The sequence below is a fragment of the Aquaticitalea lipolytica genome, from assembly GCF_014641635.1.
GTDB classification, from domain to species: domain Bacteria; phylum Bacteroidota; class Bacteroidia; order Flavobacteriales; family Flavobacteriaceae; genus Aquaticitalea; species Aquaticitalea lipolytica.
On record NZ_BMIC01000001.1, the window covers coordinates 709,023 to 732,322 of the forward strand.

General features: G+C 33.1%; 20 protein-coding genes. All 20 read right to left on the reverse strand.

Annotated features, from left to right (window positions below):
* Nucleotides 1-601: 601 nt before the first annotated feature.
* The 20 genes from IEW41_RS03335 to IEW41_RS03430 all read right to left on the reverse strand — a co-directional run bounded on the left by IEW41_RS03335 (nt 602) and on the right by IEW41_RS03430 (nt 23,295).
* Nucleotides 602-2,554, reverse strand: coding sequence for a protein-disulfide reductase DsbD family protein (locus tag IEW41_RS03335; RefSeq protein WP_188604914.1), 1,953 nt, complete (start codon nt 2,552-2,554; stop codon nt 602-604).
* 67 nt (nt 2,555-2,621) lie between these two features.
* Nucleotides 2,622-4,055: a DUF3570 domain-containing protein gene (locus IEW41_RS03340; RefSeq protein WP_188604915.1), complete on the reverse strand. Its 1,434-nt coding sequence runs from the start codon at nt 4,053-4,055 to the stop codon at nt 2,622-2,624.
* A 16-nt stretch (nt 4,056-4,071) separates the two neighbouring features.
* A complete protein-coding gene (locus IEW41_RS03345; RefSeq protein ID WP_188604916.1) occupies nt 4,072-4,284 on the reverse strand; it encodes a DUF4266 domain-containing protein in 213 nt (70 codons plus the stop codon).
* On the reverse strand, nt 4,277-5,266 hold the full coding sequence (locus tag IEW41_RS03350) for an FAD:protein FMN transferase (protein ID WP_229660153.1): 990 nt from the start codon (nt 5,264-5,266) through the stop codon (nt 4,277-4,279). The genes IEW41_RS03345 and IEW41_RS03350 overlap by 8 nt, the downstream gene beginning before the upstream one ends.
* Nucleotides 5,256-5,696, reverse strand: a complete 441-nt coding sequence (locus IEW41_RS03355; RefSeq protein ID WP_188604917.1) for a thioredoxin family protein — start codon at nt 5,694-5,696, stop codon at nt 5,256-5,258. Before IEW41_RS03355 ends, IEW41_RS03350 begins: the two co-directional genes overlap by 11 nt.
* Before the next feature lie 311 nt (nt 5,697-6,007).
* Complete coding sequence (locus IEW41_RS03360; RefSeq protein WP_188604918.1) at nt 6,008-6,697, reverse strand: Crp/Fnr family transcriptional regulator; 690 nt, start codon at nt 6,695-6,697, stop codon at nt 6,008-6,010.
* Nucleotides 6,690-7,283 (reverse strand): HD domain-containing protein, encoded by a 594-nt coding sequence (locus tag IEW41_RS03365; protein ID WP_188604919.1) that lies wholly within the window; start codon nt 7,281-7,283, stop codon nt 6,690-6,692. Before IEW41_RS03365 ends, IEW41_RS03360 begins: the two co-directional genes overlap by 8 nt.
* On the reverse strand, nt 7,273-7,761 hold the full coding sequence (locus tag IEW41_RS03370; RefSeq protein ID WP_188604920.1) for a hypothetical protein: 489 nt from the start codon (nt 7,759-7,761) through the stop codon (nt 7,273-7,275). The genes IEW41_RS03365 and IEW41_RS03370 overlap by 11 nt, the downstream gene beginning before the upstream one ends.
* A gap of 15 nt (nt 7,762-7,776) precedes the next feature.
* Nucleotides 7,777-8,490 (reverse strand): VIT1/CCC1 transporter family protein, encoded by a 714-nt coding sequence (locus IEW41_RS03375; RefSeq protein ID WP_188604921.1) that lies wholly within the window; start codon nt 8,488-8,490, stop codon nt 7,777-7,779.
* A gap of 1 nt (nt 8,491) precedes the next feature.
* Nucleotides 8,492-9,658 (reverse strand): efflux RND transporter periplasmic adaptor subunit, encoded by a 1,167-nt coding sequence (locus IEW41_RS03380; RefSeq protein ID WP_188604922.1) that lies wholly within the window; start codon nt 9,656-9,658, stop codon nt 8,492-8,494.
* 2 nt (nt 9,659-9,660) lie between these two features.
* Nucleotides 9,661-13,998 (reverse strand): CusA/CzcA family heavy metal efflux RND transporter, encoded by a 4,338-nt coding sequence (locus tag IEW41_RS03385; protein WP_188604923.1) that lies wholly within the window; start codon nt 13,996-13,998, stop codon nt 9,661-9,663.
* A gap of 253 nt (nt 13,999-14,251) precedes the next feature.
* Nucleotides 14,252-15,292 (reverse strand): isoaspartyl peptidase/L-asparaginase family protein, encoded by a 1,041-nt coding sequence (locus IEW41_RS03390; protein ID WP_188604924.1) that lies wholly within the window; start codon nt 15,290-15,292, stop codon nt 14,252-14,254.
* A complete protein-coding gene (locus IEW41_RS03395) occupies nt 15,285-16,904 on the reverse strand; it encodes an ABC transporter transmembrane domain-containing protein (RefSeq protein ID WP_188604925.1) in 1,620 nt (539 codons plus the stop codon). Before IEW41_RS03395 ends, IEW41_RS03390 begins: the two co-directional genes overlap by 8 nt.
* A complete protein-coding gene (locus IEW41_RS03400) occupies nt 16,904-17,947 on the reverse strand; it encodes a P-loop NTPase family protein (protein ID WP_188604926.1) in 1,044 nt (347 codons plus the stop codon). The genes IEW41_RS03395 and IEW41_RS03400 overlap by 1 nt, the downstream gene beginning before the upstream one ends.
* 12 nt (nt 17,948-17,959) lie before the next feature.
* Entirely contained in the window at nt 17,960-18,730 is a 771-nt protein-coding gene (locus tag IEW41_RS03405; protein WP_188604927.1) for a hypothetical protein, read from the reverse strand.
* Nucleotides 18,731-19,262: 532 nt separating this feature from the next.
* Nucleotides 19,263-19,970: a rubrerythrin family protein gene (locus tag IEW41_RS03410; protein ID WP_229660154.1), complete on the reverse strand. Its 708-nt coding sequence runs from the start codon at nt 19,968-19,970 to the stop codon at nt 19,263-19,265.
* A 93-nt stretch (nt 19,971-20,063) separates the two neighbouring features.
* On the reverse strand, nt 20,064-20,531 hold the full coding sequence (locus IEW41_RS03415; RefSeq protein WP_308419833.1) for a DUF2231 domain-containing protein: 468 nt from the start codon (nt 20,529-20,531) through the stop codon (nt 20,064-20,066).
* Between the two features lie 77 nt (nt 20,532-20,608).
* Nucleotides 20,609-21,922, reverse strand: coding sequence for a sensor histidine kinase (locus IEW41_RS03420; RefSeq protein WP_229660156.1), 1,314 nt, complete (start codon nt 21,920-21,922; stop codon nt 20,609-20,611).
* 56 nt (nt 21,923-21,978) lie between these two features.
* A complete protein-coding gene (locus IEW41_RS03425) occupies nt 21,979-22,647 on the reverse strand; it encodes a response regulator transcription factor (protein ID WP_188604930.1) in 669 nt (222 codons plus the stop codon).
* Nucleotides 22,648-22,845: 198 nt separating this feature from the next.
* Complete coding sequence (locus IEW41_RS03430; RefSeq protein ID WP_188604931.1) at nt 22,846-23,295, reverse strand: hypothetical protein; 450 nt, start codon at nt 23,293-23,295, stop codon at nt 22,846-22,848.
* Between the last annotated feature and the right edge of the window lie 5 nt (nt 23,296-23,300).

Genomic DNA, 23,300 nt, shown 5'->3' on the forward strand with positions numbered 1-23,300 from the left:
TTATGAGTTCTTTCATGACTTATAACATGTTAAATATCAGTCTATTACCGCAATTAAAAAATCAAATCGTGTTCTAAAACGTGTTCAGTTTTATGTTCACTGTGTTAGTAAATAATTGAATGTAAATTTATGCAAATTCTGATTAATATTCATTTAACATTAAATATACAATCTTGTTAGATAACCAAATTTTTTACTAACTAAAAAAACTTAACAATTTATCTTATTAAAAATTTTGTTCTATGCTATTTTAAAACCTAGTTTTGTTTAGTGATATTTGCTAGAAATAGAACATCACTTTGTTATTAATTTTAATTCTGAGATTCATTTCGTTATTTTCAAGAATTTTTTCAATATTTATTAGTAGGTATATCTTTAGTAACCTTCACTTATCTTGTTTCTACCAATAATAAAAGTCTGTCACTACATCATTAATTTTGCAAACATTATAACTAGTAAGCTAATGGAGTATTTTAATAGTGCTATATTTGTTACTGAAATAAAATTAAGAATTGTAGTACTAATACATAGTCTGTGAAAAAGCGACATTGATAAACAAAATCATATGAAATTTTATTATTAACTAAGTTTTAATTAAAAATTATTTTGAGTATTTTAAACTTGTTGCCAACCACTCATAATATTCGTCAATACCTGTGTACTGTTTGGCTTCATTTAATATTTCTAGATTTGAATTCATTATAACATAATAGGGTTGAGAAGCTGTTTGAAAGTTTAAGTATTGAAACGTAGACCATTTATCACCAACGGTTTCAATTAACTTCAGGTGATTTTCGTTAAGCTTTATTTTGAACTGTTCTGCTTCAGATAGTTCTTTTCTATCATCTACATAAAGTGAAATTAATACGTAATTTTCCTTTAGTAAATCATATACTTTTGAATCACTCCATACATTTTCTTCCATCTTCCGGCAATTAACACAAGCCCATCCTGTAAAATCTAATAAGATTGGTTTGTTATTTGCTTTAGCGAAAGCGAGACCCTCATCAAAATCCTTAAAGCAGTCTAATCCTAGCGGACAGTCTGACTCTTGTTCATAAAGACTATAAAATGTAGGTGGCGGAAAACCAGCCAATAATTTTAAATGAGAATTTTTAGTAAGGCCTGTGCCAAGGTAAATTACAAATGCAACCACAAGAACAGCAAAGGTTACTTTGGGAAAACTAAATGTCTTCTTCCCATCGTGAGGAAAACGAATAATACCAAAAAAGTACAATGCCATTAATAGGAATATGAGCATCCAAATACCAATAAATACCTCACGCTTTAAAATTCCCCAATGTGCAACTAAATCAGCATTTGATAGGAATTTGAATGCAAGAGCTAACTCTACAAAACCTAACAGTACTTTTACCATTGTTAACCATCCACCAGATTTTGGTAATGACTTAAGTAGATTTGGAAATAATGCAAACAAGGCAAAAGGCAACGCTAATGCAGCACCAAAACCTGTCATTCCAGCAGTAAGTTGAAATGCACCACCATCACTTGTAAGTGAGCCTGCTAATAATGAACCTAAAATAGGTCCTGTACAAGAAAACGAAACTAAAGCAAGAGTAATCGCCATAAAAAATATACCGATAATTCCTCCTGTGCTTGAAGCGGAATCCATTTTATTTGACCAAGAGCTAGGCAAAGTCAGTTCATAATAACCAAAAAATGAAAAGGCAAAAAATATGAATATGACGAAGAATATTACATTCAACCACATATTAGTCGATATTGTATTCAAAATTTCCGGGTCTACCGAATCTAGAAAATGAAATGGAATACTTAGTCCTACATAAATAAGTACAATGAATAACCCATAAACAATAGCATTTCTTATTCCCTTTGACTTTGTTCCGGATTGTTTTGTAAAAAAAGATACTGTCAACGGAATCATTGGGAAGACACAAGGTGTAAGCAAAGCAACTAAACCTCCTAAAAAACCAAGTACGAATATTTTCCAAAGATTTCCGCCAGAGCTAACAACTTCGGAACCAGCATTTAATCTATCTTTATTTTTAAGGTCTAGCGTAAGTTTGTTACTTAGTATTATGCTGCGTTCATCAAGTGCGACATTTTCTACTGTCACAGGACCACCATCGAGCGCAATGACGAAATTCTCTTCTTTATTAATGCAAACTTCTTTACAAACCTGATATTCAAGGTGAACGTTGATTTGTTTTACGGTTTCAGAAAGTAGTTTTATGCGTTGTGTAAATTGAACCTTATTTAAAAAGTAGGTTTCCTCCACTTCAAAAACATCATTATAAGCTTTTGCCGTTTCGCTTTCTTTTGCTTCTCCCAACAACTCATAATCACGTCCTGAATTTTCAAAGGTTAGAACTGATGGTAACGATCCGTCTTCATCTGTAAATTGGGAAAAAACGTGCCATTCTTTGTCAATAGTTCCAATTAAAATAATATCATATTCTGTATCTGAGACTTTTTCAATTTTTGAATCCCATTTTACAGGTTCTATTATTCCTTGTTGCGCTTGACCTATCCATCCAATGAACAAGGTAAACATCACTATTATTTTTTCCATATTGATTTTCAAAAAAACAGTCCTACTTAAAAAAATAGGACTGAATTAATTTTTAAGTGATTCACAATTAGTCCATTATAAACTTAAATCCTAACCCAACATAATTAGCACTTAAACCTGTATCTCTCTGGTAATTATTATATCTAAAGTCTATACTTTTTAATCCTAATTTCCAGATATGTGCTTTACTGAATATGTCTGTATAACTTATACCAAAGCCATATTGATTTGCACTAAATTGAGACAAATCAAAATCAGAAGTATAAAACTCACTAGTTGATAAATTTTGCTCATAAGGTGCAAAATAATCTGCCTGTGTTTGATCGTAATATCTAAATGAAGGATATAGTGTAAATTTATCGGAAACTTTTATGGGTATTTCTAAACTAGCCGTATTGGACTGAACTCCCCAGTCATCAAAGTAATAACGATAATACGTTCTTAGAGATACAACTTCATTTATATAATAATTTAAGCGAAATCCAATAGGGATTTTTAACCTATTATCAGGAAGTCGTTCAATATCATCTGCTAATTGAAAGACGTCCTTATTACTTGAGGATGTATAATTTGGAATACTTGATGCATTACCAATATAATAATTATCAACGTCACCAAAATAAACACGTTGTAAAGGGTTTGCTAACCACCCTTGTTGCCTAACAACATCTAAAAAAACAGAAAATTGAGCATTTTTGCTCAGAATTTGAGAAAAACTTAAAGAGATAGAATAGGAATTTCTACCTTTATTATTTATCACATCAAAACCATTTAATGGTTGCCAATTTGTAGAGGCATTCCCATTTTGGTCTAAAATTGTAATCCCATTAAAAAACCCTTGGTTTAGATTTCCATTTTCATCTGCATAAGCTTTTAACTCTGTAGGGTAAATTGGTCTCCAAGTATCTAAATAGACCTTGGCACTCATCCCAACGGTAGTGTTCTTTTCATTAAATAGTTTGGTTAAGCCTCCACCAAAACCAATTGAACTATAATCATATTCAGTTGCAAAAGATACATCTGCATTCCAAATCGTATTTCTGTCATCAGAACTATGGGAATAGTCAGCATTAATGCTTGACCAAACATCTGAACGTGATGCACCTGAGGATGCAACCCAAGGACTTCCTATAACATCTCCTGGGGCAGCTCGTCTGTCATCATCGTCGTCATCACCATTGCCAGAAGCACCAGAAATATCGAAAGGATTTCCATTACTTGAAGAAGCAGAGGTATAGGCAGAAATTCCTGCATCAACAGTAAGTACATCATCATCATTCAAAGGCAAACTAACTACTATAGTTGCTGTTAAATCAGATAATTTCTCTGTCCCAATTCCACCAGTAACCGATGCATTATTCCCATCTTGGGAATAATAGCTACTTAAAAAATCAACTTCCGTTGTTTCTAAAACTCGTTTTTTATATACTAAAGTAGAGTCTTGTTGAGCCATTATGCTCCCATAGCAAAAAAGAGCAACTGTTATAATTAGGTATTTCATTTAATTTTTAAATATGTTAGTTACAGCCACAGCCTCCTCCAGATTTTCCGCCATTTGCTCCAGATGCACCTTCGCGATACACTTGAAAAGCCGTTTCAAAACGTTCTATCTTTTTTTGGGCTAAAACCATATCTGGATCGCTTAGATTTACTTTTTCGTATTCTTTTACAGCTACACAAGAGCTGAAAGAACATACTAGTACTACTAGAATAATTACTTTTTTAATCATTTTTTAGAGGATTTAATTCTATGTTTTTTGATGTGATAATGCTATTGTTTTCATCAACAATTATACACTCAACGCCTTTTAATTGATTTATAAAATCTAAGCCTGTTTCTTTTCCCATTACAAAAATAGAAGTTGCTAAAGCATCAGCTAATTCAGCCGTTTTTGTAAATATGGTAACGCTTAATATTCCTGTTGCTGGATAACCCGTTCTAGGGTCAATAATATGTGTATATAAAACATCATTAAATTTTACATATTTTTCATAATTACCAGAGGTAACAACTGCACTATTGTTTACAGGCATCCACGAGAATACTTTTTCTTTGTTTAATGGGTTTACAATAGCCACCAACCAATCTTTACCATTTGGTTGAGTTCCCCAAGTGTTTAAGTCTCCTGAGGCATTAATAATACCTGCAACCACACCTTTTTCGATAAGAAGTGCTTTTGCTTTGTCTGCAGCATAGCCTTTACCAATGGCTCCAAAACCAATTTTCATTCCTTCTAGTTTTAAAAAAACTGAATGATTTTCTTCATCTAGAATAATATTTTGATAGCCTACCTTTTCTACAGATTTTTTTATTTCATCCTCAGTTGGCATCTTTGTCATACTACCATCAAAATGCCAAACTTTATCCATCGACGCGTAACTAACATCGAAAGCACCATCGGTCAATTTTGAAATTTTAATGGCTCTCTTTATAAGTTGAAATAATTCGTCATCAACAATTACAGGTTTTATACCTGAATTTCTATTGATTTCTGAGGTTTGTGATTTTGCGTCCCAAGATGAGATCAATTTCTCAATTCTTGATATCTCGTTGACAGCTAAATCAATATAATTATTGCCTTCAAGTGAATCATTTGCAACAACAGTTATATCAAACCGACTACCCATCAATTTAAGGGTTCTGTTGTATACTTGCTGACTAAAAGCAAAAGAAGTAATGAAGAATCCTATTAAAAAAAGTCTATTTTTCAAAAGCTTTCAATTTTTTAAAATATAATGTAGGTGTAGTTTTTTCATAACCCAAATTTCCTAAAACTTCACCACGAGAATTTAAGACAACTACATATGGGAAATAACCGTTAGGGTTATATTTTTCAGCTAGTTTATTGTTGTGTTCTTGCTTTTCTTTAGACAAAGCATTTTTACTCTTACGAGGAAAATCTGCTTTTAGCATCACAAAATGATTATTATTTAAATCTTGAAATTCTTTAGTGCTCCAAATTTCTTTATCTAATTTTATACAAGGTGCACACCAATCTGAGCCTTGAAAAACCAATACAATATTTTGATTGTTTTTGGTGGCTATTTCTTTAGCTTTGGTAAAATCTGTTTGCCATTCTTGAGCAGTTAATCCACTAATCATTAAAAGTATTAACAGTGCTGATAAGATGTTTTTTTTCATAATAATTTATATTCTAAATATTGACTTTCCTTTCTGAATAACCATTTTTAGAAAGTTACTATTATCAAATACAACTGAAGCTTATAAGCTTCTGCTGCAAGGTTATTCTTTAATCGTTTAAAAGTAGTTTTAATACATAACTTGAGGTTTATTATTAAAACAACTAACTCCATAAATATCCTTAAATTAATTTCTGTTTTAAATCTTTTAGATGTTATAGCAAGGTGTGTTTTTATAACATTTTTTTAAATACTAAATATATTTAGTTTAACGCTAATAGTTGTTTATTCTTACATTGATATTTATCAATTTTATCTAATATTACTTACTCTTACAAGCCCCTCAGCATCTTTAATATAAATAATTCTCCCTTTTGTGTAAATAAGCTTTTCTTCTTTGAAATCTCTCAACATTCGCACCAATGATTCCTTTGCAGTACCTACCATACTTGCAAGATCTTCTCTATTAATTTCGATAACACCTTCTGCTTCACTACTAAACTTCTCTTTTAGAATCAATAGGTTTATTGCAGTACGCTCTCTTACAGTATATCGAGCTAATATTTTTGTCGCATTTATAAAAACTCCAAATTCGTGACTTAAATTCTTTAGTATTCGTTGTAATAATTTGTGAGATTTACCAACTACAATTAAAAAATCATTTTTAGGAATAAATTCAACTTTACAATCTAATAATGCAATTGCAGAATCTGAATACTCTTCTTCACTTAAAATAGCGTGATACCCAAGATATTCGTTTTCTCCACAGATATAAAATATGTGATATGTACCAAAATTGGTTGCAGTATATTTCTTTACTTTACCCGATAGTACTCTATAAATACCTTTAGGTTCTGTTCCTTCTATAAATATTTCTGTACCTGCCTTAAAATGTAGTATTTCTTTATTTTTAGTTAGCATTTTTCTTTCAGAAACTGTTAATCCAGACAATAAATCTTGATTGTTGAAATTGTACTTTTCGTATGGAAAATTATTATACATTGTAATAAGCTAAAATATTTTCAACTTTATGAAGATTTTCATGCTTCCCTTTCTCTAAGGTTTGCTTTCCATAATCACTTCTAAAATGGTGCTTTTTTAAAAATTCCAAATTCAGTTGATGCCATTCTAAATCGCTTACTTGATTATTGCAAAACACCTCCCATTCCCTGCGTAACAATAACTTTCTGTAAAAGAAATGCGAGTTACTGATATGAAAAATATCGGCATCACACAATACTTCGGCAATTGTAGTAGTTGGGCATTGTGGCATTTTTGTGGCGTCAATACAATTACAAACATTATCAATAAAATCTTGATTTGCTTCTTGTTGATTCAAGAACTTACTTGCAATCAATTTGCTTTCGTCTTCGTGCCCTTTGTAGGTTACTGAAAAACCAGTATCGTGAAACCAAGCAGCAATTATTAAAACTTCTGTGTCTTGTTCACTAATATCCATTGCAGCACACAAATACTTCACGTTTTGCACGACCTCTTTGGTATGTTGAAGGTTATGAAATGGTAACTCTTTACACTTTGAAGTCGTTAGTAAATCTGTGCAGTATTCGGAAACCTTTTTAATCATCATCGTGGTCATCTTCTGCATCTAATTGAATTACATTGGCATTGCTTCTAATCTCTATATGGGTTATTTCTCCACCACTCGTCCCCACATTTTTTGAAATGACTATCGAGGTCATTGAAAGCAGTAAAACTGCGATAAAACCATATTTAGAAAACGGCAGTTTTTTATATTCAAAAAACAAAGTAATTAGCGATACACTCCCTAAAATCAGCATCACAGTCAAAAACAACTCCGCAAATTCTTCGTGCTTATGAATCAATGTTTCGCTAATTCCCGGTAAATTCTCAACAATTTCTTCGGCACCTTCGCCTGTTAAAAAAGCAACTATAGCCGTTAGGGCACTAAATATAAAAATACCCAATGCTGTATTTTTTACCTGAGGCTTTTTGATAACAAACCCTGCTAACAATACTAAGAATCCAATCAATACTCCCACAATGGGAAGATGATTTACTACTAAATGAAAATGTGCGTCATTCATAATTTTATATTTTATCTAAACATTTACTCCAAATAGATATCCTACCAATGCCGTAAGACCCATTGCTACTGTTCCCCAAAACGTAATACGTACAATCGCTTTTTTAATGCTTGAGCCGCCAGTTTTTGCAGCAACTATACCTAAAGCAATCAAAAAGAAAAGCGCAAACCCATATATTGAATATTCCATACCCTTTAATGGAAGAAAGAGCGTTACCAAAAATGGAAGCAATCCACCAACCGTGAATGCTGCTCCTGATGCAAAAGCCGCTTGTGTAGGTTTAGCCTGACTAATTTCATTTATACCTAATTCGTCTCTGATATGCGCGCCCAAAGCATCGTGTTCTGTTAATTCTTTTGCTACGGTAAGAGCCGTTGCTTTTTGCAAACCTCTTTTTTCATAAATCTCTGCTAATCGCTGTAATTCGATTTCTGGCATCTCCTTCAATTCGTCCTTTTCACGCTCAATATCAGCTTTTTCCACATCTGTTTGTGAACTTACCGAAACATATTCTCCTGCAGCCATTGACAGTGCACCTGCAACAAGTCCTGCCAAGGTTGCCAAAATAATAGGTTCACGTGTGGCACTCGCAGCTGCGACTCCTATTGCGATACTTGCGGTTGATAAAATACCGTCATTAGCTCCAAGTACTGCTGCTCTTAACCAGTTACTTCTGTGGATGTAATGGCTGGCCAAATAATTATCCAAGCCTTCTGTTTTTTCTGTCATCTTACTCCGTAATTAAGTTATAGGCACCTTTAGTTAAGAATTCTGTATTCACATCAAAATCATCGGCATTTACTATTTGAATAAAACCATTATTGGTAGCTCCAATTTTAACCAATACTCTTTTGTAGGTCGTATCGTTTTCTTTAACTAAAACAAAATAATCATTATCAATATTTGCAACCGCTTCAACTGGTAATGCTGGATATTCTGTTGTTGTGGTTAAAATTTCTCCTTCGATATACATTCCTGGGGCAAATAACTTTGCTTCACTTTCATTAACCAAATCGCCGTGAATATCTACGGTTCTATCTTGAATATTAATTGCCTTATTTACTAAATGCACTTTTCCTTTGTACACATTAGTCATATCGTTTTGTAATCGCACATTGATAGGCTGTCCTTCTTTTACCATTGGAAGGTCTTTTTCAAAAATTTTCAACTCAATATGTAAATCATCTGTATTGGTAACCGTAATGGCTACATCCGAAGGATTTAAATACATTCCTTTAGTAGCATTGATGGTCGTTGCATAACCCGATATAGGCGAAGATACGCTGATGACCGAACGAATGTTTTCTCCGGACAAGGTATTCGGATTAATATTCATTAAGCTCAATTTCTTTTTCAGCGATTGGTATTGTGCCAACGTTACGGTATATTCCGATTCTGCTTTTAGAAAATTCTTTTTGGATGTCACATTATCTGCCATCAACTCTTTTTGACGTTCATAGTCCGACTTTAAATAGTTCAAACGTCCTTTGGCTTCTAAAAAATCTTGTTGTGCCTGTACATATTCAGGATTTTCAATCGTGAACAAGGTCTGACCTTTTTTTACTGTATCTCCAGGAAGCAAGCTGATATCCTTTACATATCCAGCAAAATATGCACTTATATCGGCTTGATTTTCTGGCGGAACGGCAAACATACCATTGGCTTTTACTATGGTATTAAATGGTTGCTTTGTTATTTTTCCAACTTCCATATTACCCGATGCAAACTGGGTTTCTGTTAGCGTAATTACGTCTGGATTTTCGATTTCGACAGATGTATCTTCATTGGCAACTGTAGATTTTTCTTTTGAATTACAAGAGGCTAAAACCATTATTGCGAACAATAAAAGCCCTTTGCCGTTTATAGAACTCAATAATCTGTTACTTATATTTTTCATTATTAATTGGTTAAATAGTTTAACTCTAATACGGTATTGTTATACTTCATTAGATTTTGTAAATAGTTGATTTCGATATTTTTTGCGCTCTCCAAAAGCTGAACATATTGCAAGAAATCTATCTCGCCACTTTGAAACGCTTTTGAAGCGGTTGATGTTAATTCTTTAGAAAGTGCTCTCCCTGTGGTTTCATAATAATCGACAGATTCTTGATACTTTTTTAAATCAGAATGTAAACCATCATATTTTGATTGTAGTTGAATTTTATAATTCTCAAATTCGTTGGCTACAATCATTGTTTCCGTTTTTGCTGCATTGATTTTAGATTTGTTTGCACCAAACCATAGGGGTACTGCCACACCCACTTGAAATCCGTTATAATTTCTCGCGTTTACACCATTGTTTGTTCCTTGAAATAGGGACAAATGTAAATCTGGCAACAGTCTTTGCCGTTCTAAAGAAAGTGAGGATTCTGCTAATTTTTCCGCTGAATCATAATATAACATCCCAGGATGCTCTGTGATATTCAATGCTTTTAAATCAAGTCTTGGTAACTCATCTTCAATAACTTCAACCAATGAATCGCTTTGCACCCATAGATTGAGCATTGTGTACGCCTTTGAAATATCCTCTCGCGCTTGTGCAAGTGCAATGGCTATTTCTTTTTGTTTGGTTTCCGCTGTTAGCTTTTCCAATAAGTTAGTTTCGCCAACATCATATCTTTTTGTGGCGGCTTTTGCAAATTGACCATACAGACTATCGAGATAGGTATATTGTTTCACCAGACTATTGCTGTAAACCACCTCATAATAGGCTTTATATACTTCCTTGGTCAAGGCTCTTTCATTGAGTTTGTACTGCTGTGTGGTCAAAGCCACTTTTTGTTTTTCTACTTTGCGTTGCGCACCATAAATTGTTGGAAATTGAAGTGATTGACTCACACCAAAAACCCGTAGAGGCAAGCCATTCTCCGCAATATTGTTTTGGTCATAGCCGTAATACACCTGTGTTTTATCCAAATTCAAAGCACTGCCCACCAATTGTTCCGATTGATTGACTTTTTTAGCTGATGCCTGAAGGGAATTATTATTTTCCATCGCCATTTGCACCACCTGTTCAGCGCTCATAGGTTGCTGCTGTGCTCGACCAAAAAATGGCAAAAAGAACAAAAGCACTATGCTCAACGCTTTTAAGTTCACTTTGGTTTTCTTTTTAGGATGATGCCCTTTTCTATCGAACATTGCATATAATATTGGTAGTACTACAAGTGTCAATGCGGTTGCGGTTATTAAACCACCTACCACCACAGTGGCTAATGGTCGTTGCACTTCGGCACCAGCCGAAGTTGAAATTGCCATAGGTAAAAATCCTAAAGCTGCTGCTGCTGCTGTCAGTAATACAGGGCGTAATCTGTTTTTTGTTCCCATTAAAATTCGCTTATTGATATTTTCAACACCGTGTGCTTTTAATTCCTTAAACTCTTCAATCAGTACAATCCCATTCAATACCGCGATACCAAAAAGGGCAATAAAACCAACACCTGCGGATATACTGAACGGTAAATCTCGAATGTAGAGTAACATTACACCACCAATAGCCGATAATGGGATGGCACTGTAAATCATTAAGGCCTCTTTTACAGAATCGAAAGCGAAGTATAGTAAGACAAAAATCAATATTAACGCAATTGGTACAGCTACTTTTAATCGTGCCGATGCTGTTCTTAAATTTTCGAATTGTCCGCCGTAGCTTATGGAATATCCTGTTGGTATCTTAATGTCTCTTTCAATAATGGCTTGCACATCTTTTACCACCGATTCTAAATCTCGGTTTCTCACATTTACACCTACAACGATACGTCTTTTGGTATTATCCCTAGAGATTTTCGCAGGTCCTTTGGTATAAGATATGGTAGCAAATTCACTCAGTGGTAACTTTGTGCCATTAGGTAACGACACCGAAGCTGTTTCTATATTTTGAATGTCTTTTCTATGGGCATCGTCAAAGCGTAGCACTAAATCGAACTGCTTTTCGCCTTCAAATACTGTTCCTGCTGGCATTCCTGCAAAACCCATTGTAACAATCTTATTTAAGTCTTCTATATTCAATCCATATTTAGCAATTTTCTGACGGTTGTACTTTACAGACATTTGCGGTAAACCAGCAGTTTTTTCTACGGAAATATCTGCAGCTCCTTCCACATTTTGAATCGCCTTTTCTATCTCTAGTGCTTTTCTGTAGAGTACATCTAAATCTTCACCAAAAACCTTGATGGCCAAATCTGCTCTTACTCCTGTAATTAATTCGTTAAATCGCATTTCAATAGGCTGGGTAAATTCAAAATCCACACCTGCGATTTCATTGGATAAGGCTTTTTTAAATTTATCCGCCAATTCGTCTTTAGACTCGGCAGATGTCCATTCGCCTTTAGGTTTTAGTTTTATAATCACATCACTTTCTTCCATAGACATTGGGTCTGTTGGTACTTCGGCTGCGCCAATTCTACTTACCACTTGTTCAACTTCAGGGAATTGCTTTAGTATTTTTTCAATTTGGGTTGTGGCTTCAATCGTCTTACTTAAAGACATTCCTGTTTTTAAAACTGGTTGAATCACAAAATCGCCTTCATCTAGGGTTGGCACAAATTCGCCACCCATTCTGGTAAATAGAAATACCGTAAATAATAACAATCCTACTGCCATACTCAATACCAATGTTTTTTTACGTAAAGCCCAGGCGATGGTAGGTTGGTATTTATCTTCTAAAAAAGCAATGAGTCTGGACGATATGGTCTTCTTTTCCGTATTTGATGGTTTTATAAACATTGAAGCCATTACAGGAATGTAAGTAAAACAAAGTACCATTGCCCCAATGAGGGCAAAGCAGAATACCAATGCCATAGGACGAAACATTTTTCCTTCTACATTTACCAAGGACAGAATCGGGATGAAAACAATAATGATGATTAATTGCCCAAAGACAGCAGAGTTCATCATTTTTGTGGCTCCTTGATAGGTAATATTGTCAATCAGTCCTTGTCTTTCTGCTTTAGGAAGCGCTAATAATTTGGCACGCTGACTGGTGATTTTAAAGGCTATAAATTCTACGATGATGACCGCTCCATCGATAATAATACCAAAGTCAATCGCTCCCAAACTCATCAAGTTGGCATCCACACCAAAAATGTACATTAGCGAAAGTGCGAACAATAAACATAATGGAATAACTGAAGCTACGACCAAACCAGAACGCAGATTGCCCAAAAGCAATACCACTACAAATATTACGATAAGGCATCCTAAAATGAGGTTTTCGGCGATAGTAAATGTTGTTTTTCCTATGAGTTCGCTACGTTCTAAAAATGGGTTGATTGAAATACCAGGTGGTAACGATGCTTGTATTTCTGCCACACGCTCTTTGACTGCTTCAATAACCGCATTAGAATTGGCATCTTTAAGCATCATTACTTGCCCTAGTACTTTTTCTCCTTCTCCATTTCCAGTGATTGCTCCAAAACGATTAGCGTGACCAAAGCCTACATTGGCAACATCTCTAACATATACTGGTACTTCGCCCTTGCTCGTTACAACGATATCTTCTATGTCTTTTACTGAGGTTACTAAACCTTCACCTCTTATAAAATAACTTTCATTAATCTTTTCGATATAACCACCACCAGCAACGCTATTGTTTTTTTCGAGAGCGGCAAAAACATCAAAAATTGAAACGTCCATAGCACGAAGTCGCTCAGGGTTTACAGCAACTTCATAGGTTTTTAAGTAGCCTCCCCAAGTATTTACTTCAACAACTCCCGGTATTCCGGAAAGCTGCCGTTTTACCACCCAATCTTGAATGGTACGTACATCTGATAGTGAGTATTGGTCTTTATGTTTGGCATCAACGTCGATTACATATTGATAGATTTCTCCAAGACCTGTAGAGACTGGTCCCATAAACGGTTTACCAAAGCCTGCCGGGATTTTTTCTTCAGCACTTTTTATTTTCTCGGCTATAAGTTGTCGCGGTAAATAGGTACCCATTTCATCATCAAATACCACAGTTACAACAGATAGCCCGAATTTTGAAACCGAACGAATTTCTTTGACACCTGGCAAGTTTGCCATTTCGAGTTCTACGGGATAGGTTAAGAATTTCTCCACATCTTCGGTAGCCAAATTTCTAGAAGTGGTAATAACCTGTACTTGATTATTGGTTACATCGGGAACTGCTCCAATAGGGATATTTGTTAGGGAATACAAGCCAAATCCCACGATTCCGGCAGTAAATAATAGTACAATAAGTTTGTGATGAATACTGTACTGGATAATACGTTCTAACATTTGTTGGTTATTCGTTTAAAATAATGGTAAATGTATATGGGTTATCTAAGTTGTTCCTAAACCATTTCTTAAGATTGGCTTAAGATTTTATATACTCTCAAAAAACAAAAGCCTTGAGAAATCTCAAGGCTTTTACTAACCAACCAAAACTATCAATCAAAAAATATTTTTTAATCAATTATAAAACAAAGTTATTATAGCTATCTAAGAATTTTCTTTGCTTAATCTTAAGATTGGCTTAAAATGAAAAGATTTAGTCTTCGGAAGCATACATTTCAACTTTAAATTCGCCTGTAGACGTTGCAACACCTCTGTACATTCCTCTAGTATTAAACATCATTATATATGTACCTTTTTTATCTACAGATATAAAGCCGCCTCTACCTTTCATATCTGATAGTTTTTTTAAGGTTTTTTTTCCTGCTTTTTCCAAAGAATAGTGTTTATATTCTTTAAGGGCAGCTATATCTCTAGCAATGGTCCCTCTTAAAAAAAACTCCCCGTTGCCTGTACACGACACTGCACAAGATTTATTATCTGCATAGGTTCCAGCACCAATTATTGGTGAGTCTCCAATTCTGCCATATTTTTTATTAGTAAGACCTCCAGTAGAGGTTCCTGCTGCTAGGTTTCCGTGCGTATCTAATACAACACAACCAACAGTACCAAATTTTTTACTGTCCTGTAAGTCTGTATTGCCTTCGTCAATATCATCACTATGGTCTAACTCAATGGTATCTTTTTTTAACGCTCTTTGGTATTGTTTCCAACGGTACTCTGAATAAAAATAAGAGCTATCTGCATAAGCAGCTCCTTTACTTATACAAAAATCTTGACCTCTTTTTCCGTATAAAAATGCATGTTTAGTACTATCTTTTACAATTCTGGCGCCTTCAATGGGGTTTTTTAGGTTTGTAAAACCCGCAATTGCACCAAAAGTTAAATCTTTACCATCCATAATTGAGGCATCCATTTCTTGATAACCTGCATTATTAAATACAGAGCCTCTACCAGCGTTGAAGAGTGGCGAATCTTCTAATATTTTTATAACCATCTCAACAGTCTCAACAGCAGTACCTCCTTTTTTTAAATGATTTTCACCTGTTTTTAAAGCTAGAGACAGCAACTCATTATAATCGCTTTCTTGTTGCTTGGTTAAGTTTTCTTTTTTAATGGTACCAGCTCCTCCGTGTATTACAATGGTATATGGATTTTTCTGACTAATAGGTTCTTTAGTGTCTATCATTATAATGGAAAAAAATATTAACAGAATTGCTATTATTGGTTTAATCATGATTTTGTTTGTGTTCTAATTTTATTATAGTCGATTCGTGCATTTTTAAGACTTCTAAAAATAATTTACTGTCATGCGATTCTAATATAGGAAAAAGCCCCACAATTAAAATTTTCTTGCCAGCTAAAACACCTCTAACTAAGCATAAAATTTCGTATTGTGCAATTGATAATAGCGATCCGTTTTCTCCAATATTATCATCAATCTCTAATGTTGAAATATTGCCAAAAACAGATTGGATTTCTGAAAAAAAGTTATTTACATCTGCTTTTATTTTGTCTGATCTATATTCTGTTATAGCTTCATAAACCGTTCTTCCAACTAAAGGGATTTCTTTGGTGCAAAAAGAAATAACATTACGTAATGATTTTGATGAAAACTCTCTTATATCGACATCATTTATTTTTATTGTCCCTTCATAACTATCATTTAACCTAGATATGGATGAAATAATGTTATTTTCATCAACACCTTTTGGCAACAAAAGTGTATTGAAAGTCATTTTTTTTGAATTGAAGTTAATAGAATCAAAATTATCAAATTTTACATTTTCAAATACAACTCTTGGGTTATTAACTTTTAAATTTTTTCCGATATTAATTTTTTCAACTTCTATTTCAATGATATTGTTTAGTTTTTTTAACGAAATATTACCTAGTTTATAGACTCTTTCTAAAGAAAACAATCTTCTTATTACTGGTAATATGGTAATATATAATAATATAAAACTAATTAATTCGCCTCCATGATTTTGTACATTAGCTTCTTCAATATCCAAGTAAAACATATATAAAACCACACATAAAATTGCATATTGTATAAAAGATACAAAGCCACTATTTAATATAGACCATTTGTTAAATTTAAAAGCAGCTACCATGACAGCATTAGATTTTTTCTTGTATTTTTTTAGTTCTATTTCCTGCTTATTATATAAAATTACACCTAGAATACTATTTAATGTTCTGCTTACGAAAGATAATTGTCCTGAAGTTTTATCTCTTTTTTGATACGAATGCAATTCCACTTTTTTATTTAAAAAACGAATTACTAAATAAAATAAAAGTGATAATACTATAATTGCAATGGCTCCTTTTTTATTTAAGACAAACAACCAGTATAGTGCAAAAAGTATCATTAAAACATCAACAATAGCACTTATGGTTCCTTTTAAATAAAGGTTTTTTAAACTATTAATGTCTCCTGAATATCTTAATAAATATTTGCCTATACCTTTTTCTTTATAAACAGAATTATGAATTTGTAATTGATGATTAAATAAATAATCTTTTACTTGTTTTGTAAAGATTTCGCCTTCATTTCTTAAATAATATTCGTGCAAAAAATAAAAGAAATATCTAGTTCCTATTAAGAGTAAAAAAACAATTAAAAATTTTGGTACAGTATCCCAAATAGTTGATGGGACTACACCAAGAAATTTCATTCTATAGGCTTTAAAATTAAATACCAATTGATAATATTTACCGATACTAACTGGTATAATAATGGTAATTAAATTAGTAATCATCCCTAAAAGAATAATCCAGATGGTTCTGGATTTTCTTTGTAGGACAAACTGTTTAATTAAATTACTATTCGAGGTATATGTCATTAAGCATTAATTAAGGCTTTTATGTTTGGAAACACTGAACCAAAATTTATTTTATTAGTAAAATCTTCCAAAGTAAAAACAGGAATATTTGTTTCATTTTTAACTTCATCTATCATTAAGGGGCTTGCAGTAAATATACCACTTATTAAAATAGGTTCTTTATTAATTTTACGTAGTATTTCTATCCCACTATTTACGGCTAAACTATCTGCGCAAGAAAGTAATACACCATCAATCATATTCATAAGTGGTTTATGGTTTATTAAAGATTTGGTTTCTCGTTGAAATAATCCATCTGCAATTTCAATAACCACAACATCTGGATTAATTCTTTCCACTCTTTTTAATAATGTTTCAAGAATATCAAGAATTTCGTTTGTGCTATGAAGAAACGTAGAAGGATACCCACAATATGAAAAATCTACTGCCGTTTTTGCACCACAATCTCTTACAATACTACAATCTTTTGCGAAAACGGTACCAGTAAGTTTTATAAATGCTACCTTTTTTTTCTGCTGCATAAAACCTCTTGATAAAAATGCAGCTGTGGTTGTTTTTCCGCTATCCATACTAGCTCCAACAGAAAGATACATTTCGTAAGGTCTATTTTTAATAGGATTAAAGGTTTCTCGCTCTACTCCATTATATATTGTATTGATTACTTGGTTTTCTTCATTTACAGCATAACCAATAAGTTTAACTTCTGTTGGACCAACATCGTCAAGCTTTGCATGTAAACTTGCTAAAACACCAACCACACCACCTTGACCAAGAATTTGGTACTTGTTATGGTGAACTTTAGGCACATACCCTTCAAACTGAGCAGTTGCATAACGATTACCAAAAGTTGCAAGAATTTTATCGCCTGGAAAAATATAGGTATTATTACCATTTTCGGCTTGAATAGCACTATGCTTCCCAATAGATATTACTTGAAAAACCGCTACATCACCAGATTTTGGCATATACGTTTTACGGATAGTTCTGTTTATTTTAAAATTTTCAACACTTTTTGTAATGATACTTTTTTTAATTGTTTTCATAAATTTGGGTTTTTAAAGTTTATAACTACAAGAAATTCCTATTACTGAAAAATCGTAAAAAGGTCTTCTTATAGAGTTTGAATTGGGATTAAGGCTATTGATATCTCTGCCTCCAAATAAAGTAGAGTTAAATTCTTTTTGTTTTTGAAAATATATCGCGAAACTAAAATCATCCATGGGATACAGCTTTATTCCTGTTTGTATTCTATATGCATGCAACCCATTTGGCGATTTTAACTCTGTTTGGTCGCCATTATCATCATAATACTGTAATGGTTTTCCGTTGGAGTACCAATAAAGTTTTTGGTTTATAAATGGGCGTAATCTCCAAGGTAATTTAGTGTCTCTATAGTATAAATCCAATCTGTAATAATAACGTTGTTTAAATTTTGAACGTTGGGTAAAATGATATTCTCCTGTAATAGAATTTTTCATCCGGATACGTTTGCCCAATTTTGTACTTACCTTTATATCTGCTGAAACTCTATGATACAAAAGTTGGTTTCCTTGAACACCGTCTAAAGAAAAGGTAGGCGAATAACCAACTGATGCATCCCAACTTTTACTTAATTCGTATTCAATTTCTAAATCTGGCTGAATAAAATTAATTCTAGAATCATTTAAACTAAAGGAATGCAACTGGTAATAACTAAGACTAAACTTATCATCGAGTTTTTTATTGACACCAAGTGTTGTCCATAACATAGTGTTATCTGTTTCAGTAATTTGAGCATTAACTGTTATAGTACCTATTAAACAGGCTACTAGTATTATTTTATTCATATTTTATTTTAAATAGGTTAAGTATTTATGTATATAACAACTGAAGTGCAAAAAATTCCGATTAATATTCTATATTTTTTCCATTTTAGATATTTATCAACTATTAATATAAGAAATTTTGATTCAGATTAGTTAGATTATATTTGTAATAAACATCGCAATTGTAACCGTAAACAGATTAAAAGAAATAGTATTTAATAATAGTTGCTCTAGCTATTTCTTATGGTTAGTTTAAGAAAGGTTTATATTCAAAAAACAAAACCCTGAATAGTCTCAAGGCTTTTGCTGCTATTAACCAATAAATACTAACCAAAATCATTTAAAGGTTAAGGGGAAATCTATTTCTTTTTCATAAAAATAATTCTAACTAATAGTGTAAATGTAGTCCCCTTAAGTTATGATTTGATAATGGTTATCTTAAGATTGGCTTAAAATCGAATTAGAATATAAAACTTGATTAAAAAAACAAAAGCCCTGAAATATTTTCAGAGCCTTTGCCAATCAATCAACACTAACCATCAATCAAAAAAACTTATAGCTTATCGACTTTAATAAATAATTTAGAATCGGTCATAGATATTTCACAACGTGCAGGTGCAGTGGTTGCATAGGTGTTTCCACAAGTTGGACATAAGTAATAAACAGATGGTAACGAACTAACATTTCCTTCTTCTAAAGCTTTAAGGGCAGTTTTATAAAAATCTCTATGTTTTTGTTCTACTTTATAGGCATAAGTCAAGCTAATTTGTGCCATATAGTTTCCTGCTGCATTTGCATCTTTTATAAAGTTGGGATACATAGTATTGAATTCATAGCTTTCGCCGTCAATAGCATTTTTTAAATTCTCCATAGTACTTCCTACTGTAAACTCTGGTGTAACAACAGGGATTTCTTCTCCCATTCTTTGTAAAACTACTTTATGATTATTGGCGTGAATTAATTCAGCCCCAGATGCCGCTTTGAAAAGTATTGCAATTTCAGGATAGCCTTCCTCTTCTGCCTTTTTACTAAAAGCTGCATATTTTGCATTTGCAGTTGTTTCTCCTTTAAAGGCATCCTTCATATGCTGAATAGTCAATTTTTGTGGGTCTTCACTTTCTTTGGTTTTTCCCATTATCTTTTCAGCCATTTCTTTAGACGGTTTTACTTCTATTTTATCTGCTGAGTTGTCTTTACAAGATTGGAAAAGCATACTTGAAAGTGCTATTCCTGTTACTAATATTACTACTGATTTTTTCATTTTATATGTTATTAAATTGTTTAAATTTTTGAGTAAATGTGTATATACTTATTTATGAGTTTTCTTTGTTATTTCTTAAGAGTTGATTAAAAATTAGTCACTAGATTGAGTTCCGAAATCTGGCAGTGCCAATTCAATGCCTGCACCGTGTTGAAAAACTAATTGACCTCCTAAATAACCCGTTCTGGCAACTGATGCTGATAAAGACGCAAATAGTATAATACCAACCCATTTCGTCCAACCTCTGTTGTATTTAAAGTAGTATAATGCGACCCTATATAACGCGGTTATAATAGTAAGCCATAAAGTTATTGTGGCGGCTTCTTCGTGTAACTCCATAGGTGCTTGAAGGATTCCGTCCGTCATTCCATCGCCTGCATAACTTCCACTTATGTAAGCCACAATTGCACCCAAAGCGCCTAGTAGCAAAAGGTAAAACGCGGCATTATTAAAAAACTGTTTTTTAGTAAAAAGTGCTATGATTTCGGATAAGAAACCTACAAAGATTAAGGCTATCGGAAAGTGGATAACCATAGCGTGAATGTGCGGTGCTGTTAACATATTGATGTGCTTTTAAATTACACACCAAAAATAATTGACGATCCTAAGGTCTTCCCTTTGTCAATCTTAAGATTGGCTTAAAAAGTAATAGTGAAAGTTGTTCCTTGCCCAAAGTCACTTGCTACTTCAATCTTAGCATCAATAGCATCCGCAGCCTTTTTGGCTATAGAAAGCCCCAAACCATTACCTGCAATATTTTTATGATTGAGCGCATCAGACCTGAAGAAATTATTGAACACATTATCCAAATCTTCTTTTTTGATACCGATGCCCTCATCTCGCACCTTGCAGATTATGTTGGAATTGGATTGAGTTATTGAAATATGGATGTTAGTAGCATCTTTGGCATATTTTACAGCATTACTAATAATATTTTCCAATATTAAATTGCTAAAATATTGAGGTACTAAAGTTTCATTTTCAATATCATTTTTAAAATTTATTGAAAGCTTCTTTTCTGATATTGGCTTTTTGTGTCTTGAAAGGATTTCATCAATAACGGTTGCCAGAGGCACCGAAGATTCATCCTTAGCTTTTGAGCTTGTATCTAGTCTTGCTAACAGTAACAATTGCTCTAATGTGGCAGTCATTCGGTCTATTTCTGTAAGACTGAACTTTATTTTCTCTTCATATTCACCGCGTTCCCTTGGCTTGCGAACCAACACCTCTAATGTGCCTTTTAAAGTTGCTAAAGGTGTACGTAATTCGTGTGAAGCGTCTGATGTAAATTGACGTTCTCTTTCCATTGCATTTTCGATACGTTGCAACAAATCATTAATTCCAGAAGATAAATCAAAAAGTTCATCTTTATTTTGGGGCAATGCAACGCGCTCGTTTAAGTTGTTGCGTGTAATTCTGTTGGTCGTTTCGGTTACATTTTTAACGGGTATGATACTTCTTCCTGCGATATATTTTGATATAAAATAGAGACTCGCCAAAAGAAGTAAATACACTAATAGCAAAATATTTCTTAGATTAAGCAGTACCATTTGTGATGCTTCTAAAGACATAGCCGCTACTATAAAACCTTTTATTTTTCCATTTTCCTCTATAGGTAATTGAATCTGTCTAATGGGTTTGTTATTTAAGATATCATTATAATGTCCACCATAGTTAGATTGTGGATGAAATTCGAGCTCGTTCTCTTTTAGATTTGGCGATTTATCCATAAATATCCCATTCTTATCCAATATTTGGATAAAAACAGGATTTACCTGAACTTCTCTATGCTCGCGTTCTTCCCATTCCTTTTTGTTTTTAATTTTAATGCTGTCCCCAACGACTTTTATTTCTTCGGTATGCTTTTCCGCTTCAAAAGACAGGTCACTATCTATATTTTGATACACCACACCTTTAACTACAAAATAAACAGCGGTAAATGCTACTGCCATTATGATTGCTGTGGCAATCATATAATGTAATGCTATCCTGTTTTTAAAACTTAAACTCATATTTCCTTTGCAATATAACCCACACCTCTAACTGTCTGAATGTAATTCTCGTCTTTCCCTAACTTCAGTTTCTTGCGAAGTGCATTGATAAAAACATCTATCACGCCTGTATTATAGTCGAAATGGATATCCCAGACACTTTCTATAATCCGAGACCTTCTGCACACCATTCCTTTATTGCGTATCAAATGTTCCAATAATGCAAATTCTTTTTGTGTCAAGCTTATTTCTTCATCATCTTTAAACACCTGATAGGTTGAAGTATTTAAAGTTATGGTACCAAGTTTAAAAATGGAATGTTCTCCCGATTTCGGGCGCAATTGCACCTTAATACGTTCTAATAATTCTTCAAAATGAAACGGCTTTTTGATATAATCATTGGCTCCTGTTTGAAGTCCGAAAATGGTTTCATCCAAGGTGTCTTTGGCTGTTAAAAAAATAACAGGGGTTTCTTGGAATTCCTTTCTGAATTGACGACAAAGTTCGATACCGCTTATACCTGGTACCATCCAATCCAATAATAAAAGGTCATATTCTCCGGTAAGTGCCAGTTCAAGTCCTTTTTTGCCTTCTTCGGCTATATCCACAGCATAGGATTCTTCCTCTAGGCCTTGCTTGAGGAAGTTAAATATACCTGGTTCGTCTTCTACTATTAAAATTCTCATCGTGCAAAATTTACGATTTTTTATTAAGCCTAGATTTAGTTTTTCTTAAGATTTGCTTAATATTTTTAGTTAACTTAAATAATGTTTTATTAAAAAAAACAATTATGTCTGAAAGCTATATATATCCTTAATTATTATTAACTATATGAATCTTTAATTATAAATATTCTACACAAATTAATTTAAAAAAATTCCAGTTTAAAATTGTCTTTTTAAAAATACCAATTCATTGGTTTGTAAATCAAAATATGCAAACGTACCATTAGGCTGTGGTGGATAATTATTTATTAGGTGGTATCGGTAGTTTAATTTATCTAGAAGTTTATTTAAATCGCCTTTAGTAGCTGGCTTATTATTTTCAGGTGTAAAAATAGATTTTAGACTACCTGCAGCTAAATTACCTAAAGTCGCATTACCTACACCAGCAATACTGACTTTATCTATCTTTGTTTTAGCAGGAATTGGAGGTAAGCTCATAGGTTTTGGAACCTCTATTGCTGTAGTATTGTTATTTTTATTGGTATTCTTAAGTTGTCTGACATGATACGCTTTTGAACGACAACTATTAGAACAGTATTTTTGTACTAAACGACGTTTAGGCTCAAATTCTTTAAAGCAATACTTACATTTATAAAATTGTGTTTCCATATTAT